Genomic DNA, 3054 nt, shown 5'->3' on the forward strand with positions numbered 1-3054 from the left:
CAAGCTAATCGATTTAGTTTAAATCGACTTGTCAAATCGTCACTAATTCATCAATTCAACTGAGCTCAAGTCTGGTTAATCACTTACCAAATAGTCCCTAATCTTCAGCTATCAGCTTAAGCGCTAAGCGCACGCTACGCGAACAGCTTAAGCGCTACGCGCACGCTTGGCCTTGGCCGTTGGCCACGCTATGCGAATGGCCACGCTCCGCGAACGCGAACAGCTTTCAGATATCAGCTTATGCGCTATGGGCACGCTACACTAACAGCCATTGGCTGTAGGCTCAAGCTACTTGAGGTGCTTTTGAATAAAATAACCATGATAGCTGACCGCTGTTCGCGTAGCGTGGCCTACGGCCAATCACTGACGGCTGACGGCTGACCGCTGACCGCTGAATGCTTACATTACCCGAGAAGGGATATGATGATTAGTCAACCAGACATGATGGTAGATGTTACTTGACGGTAACTTTAGCACCAGCCTCTTCCAGTTGCTTCTTAGCGTCTTCAGCCGCCTCTTTAGCAATGGCCTCTTTAATCGCTTTAGGAGCAGATTCCACCAACTCTTTGGCTTCTTTGAGACCCAAACCAGTGATTGCTCGCACCACCTTAAGTACAGCAATCTTCTTATCAGAGGGGAACTCTTCTAGAACCACATCAAATTCAGTTTTCTCTTCCTCTGGCTCAGCCTCAGCAGCTCCAGGAGCACCAGCCATAGCACCAGGCATCATCATCATACCGCCAGCAGGAGCAGCAGCGCTGACACCAAAAGCCTCTTCGATCTGCTTAACTAGCTCAGAAGCTTCTAGCAGAGTGAGAGATTTTAATTTTTCGAGAATTTCATCAGTTGTAGCAGACATTGATATAACTCCTTTTAGGTGAATTGTTTAATTTGTTGAGTGTTGTACTTAACTCTTGTAGTTGAGTGTTGTACAAATCTCAGAAAGGGGGAAAACCGAGTACTAGCTGTTGCCTTCTTCCTTGGCAGCAACCCCTTGGATGCATCGACCCAAAGAAGCTGGCACCTCGTTAATACTACGACCCAAGGAGGCTGGTACCTCATTAATACCGACAGCAAGTTTGGTAGCGATAGAATTAATCGCTCCAGCAACTTGCGCGATCAGTTCCTCCTTAGAAGGCAAGTCAGCAATTGCCTTAACTTGCTCTTCATTCAAGGCTTGACCTTGCATCACGCCGCCGCGAAATTCAGTCTTCTTGGCGGTTTTCTTAAACTCCTGGTAAGCTCTGATGGCACTACCAACATCGTCTTTGACCAGGAGAAAGGCTGAAGTACCACTGAGGAATTCTGTCATTGGCCGCCAGTTTTCGTCTTCTTCCACCGCAAGCCGCATGAAGGTGTTTTTGGTCACCTTGCAAATCGTGCCAGTGGGACGCAGACGATTCCGTAAATCGGTAATTTCAGCAACCGACAGCCCCTGGTAATCAATAACTACAGCCAACTGAGACTCACTCAAGGTTTGCTTGAGCTCCGCCACAATTGTCTTTTTTTCGTCAAGTGTTCTACCCATTTTGTTAAGTGTTAATTGGTTAATTGTTCATTGAAAATAAATAAAAATAAATAAAAATAAATATTATTTATTTTCAATTGACTCTCAACCAAGAATGATAAGTATTCAACCGTCGATGATCTCACTGATAACAAATAACCAAACTAAAACCCCGGAGACTTGGCCGGGGTTAAGGGTCGTATCATTACCGCTATAGAACTCACTGTAGGATCAGTGCCTGGGCAGATGATACATAGTACTTTAACCTCGGCAGGATATTAAGCTAGTTACTCCTGCTGTCTTCAGCGCAAGCCTTCTTCAATTTTCTAGTTTTTGAACTCTCCCCGCTTTGAAAAGACGGGGATTCTGAGCGGATGTCGTTGCGCGGTTTAAAACCGCGCTCCACTAAGCTCACGGTCTGATCTAGAAGTTAATCTAGTATATCGTTGCGGCAGATTCAAAACTGCCCTACCTCCCTGGCCGTAGGCCACGCTACGCGAACGGATTAACATAGAAGTTAACCTGTGGATTTACTTTTCATTTAAATAACTTTCGGAGTGGTTGTACCAAACAAATCAGGGCAATAAATCACTACTTTTTGCTGCATTACTTGCCTGTTCCATAGTCGTAGGATCAACCCCGTCTCTTACTGGCTGGAATCTCACCATACTAGCAAAAAATCAACGTAACCAACCTTATTCTTACTCGTAATTCTATTTTAACACGATAGCCGGGATTTATCCCGGCGCGATCCCTGGCCACCCAATAAATTAGTAGGTGGCTAACTCTCGCTCGTCAGTGTTCTGTTTTAAGCGGCACCCTCAAGCTTGAGTTCACGCAGAATAGCAATGTCCACTTCAATCGATGGACCCATGCTGGCAGACACATATAAAGTGCGCCAATACCGACCTTTTGCGCCAGATGGGCGATGGCGGTCGATAGTTTCCTGCAAAGCTTTGAGATTCACCAGTAAGTCTTCGGGGCTAAAGGATACCTTACCAAACATAACATGAACAATGCCAGTACGGTCAGCCCTAAATTCTAGTTTACCAGCTTTGAATTCTTGAATTGCCTGAGCTATGTCATTAGTAACTGTACCACCTTTAGGAGAAGGCATCAAGCCCCGTGGTCCGAGGAGACGACCTAATCTGGCTACTTTGGGCATCATGTCCGGCGTAGCAATTAGCCGGTCAAAATCCATCATCCCGTTTTGAATTTCTGCAATTAACTCCTCAGAACCGGCAATGTCTGCCCCTGAATTAGTAGCTTCCGAGACTTTTTCACCCCGAGCAATCACTGCTACTCGTATCGTCTGACCTGTTCCCTTCGGTAAAGCTACTGTAGTGCGCAGTTGCTGGTCAGTATACTTTGGGTCAATTCCTAAGCGAATATGGGCTTCAGCCGATTCCGAAAATTTGGCAGTGGCTGTTTCTTTGAGGAGTTTGAGAGCTTCTATGGGTTCATAAGGTCGCTCTTCAACCTTCTTTTTTAGTTCTTGTAATCGACGCGATGGTTTCTTGGGCATTTAGATCTCCTGGGGTACTTAG

Annotated in this window: 3 protein-coding genes and 1 other annotated feature; all 3 genes read right to left on the reverse strand. The window is 45.8% G+C overall.

Going from position 1 to position 3054, the window contains the following annotated elements:
• Positions 1-454: 454 nt before the first annotated feature.
• On the reverse strand, positions 455-859 hold the full coding sequence (gene rplL, locus F6K20_RS31550) for a 50S ribosomal protein L7/L12 (RefSeq protein WP_008188901.1): 405 nt from the start codon (positions 857-859) through the stop codon (positions 455-457).
• A gap of 102 nt (positions 860-961) precedes the next feature.
• The gene (gene rplJ, locus F6K20_RS31555) at positions 962-1528 is read right to left on the reverse strand and encodes a 50S ribosomal protein L10 (protein ID WP_008188899.1); all 567 of its coding nucleotides are present in this window, start codon (positions 1526-1528) and stop codon (positions 962-964) included.
• A gap of 134 nt (positions 1529-1662) precedes the next feature.
• Positions 1663-1831, reverse strand: a sequence feature (ribosomal protein L10 leader region).
• Between the two features lie 484 nt (positions 1832-2315).
• The gene (gene rplA, locus F6K20_RS31560; protein ID WP_008188897.1) at positions 2316-3032 is read right to left on the reverse strand and encodes a 50S ribosomal protein L1; all 717 of its coding nucleotides are present in this window, start codon (positions 3030-3032) and stop codon (positions 2316-2318) included.
• Between the last annotated feature and the right edge of the window lie 22 nt (positions 3033-3054).

Origin of the sequence: Moorena sp. SIO2C4 (assembly GCF_010672485.1) — a bacterium.
Taxonomy (GTDB): domain Bacteria; phylum Cyanobacteriota; class Cyanobacteriia; order Cyanobacteriales; family Coleofasciculaceae; genus Moorena; species Moorena producens.

Coding starts and splice junctions, on each gene's coding strand:
- rplL (WP_008188901.1), bottom strand. CDS start 859: ATGTCTGCTACAACTGATGAAATTCTCGAAAAATTAAAATCTCTCACT.
- rplA (WP_008188897.1), bottom strand. CDS start 3,032: ATGCCCAAGAAACCATCGCGTCGATTACAAGAACTAAAAAAGAAGGTT.
- rplJ (WP_008188899.1), bottom strand. CDS start 1,528: ATGGGTAGAACACTTGACGAAAAAAAGACAATTGTGGCGGAGCTCAAG.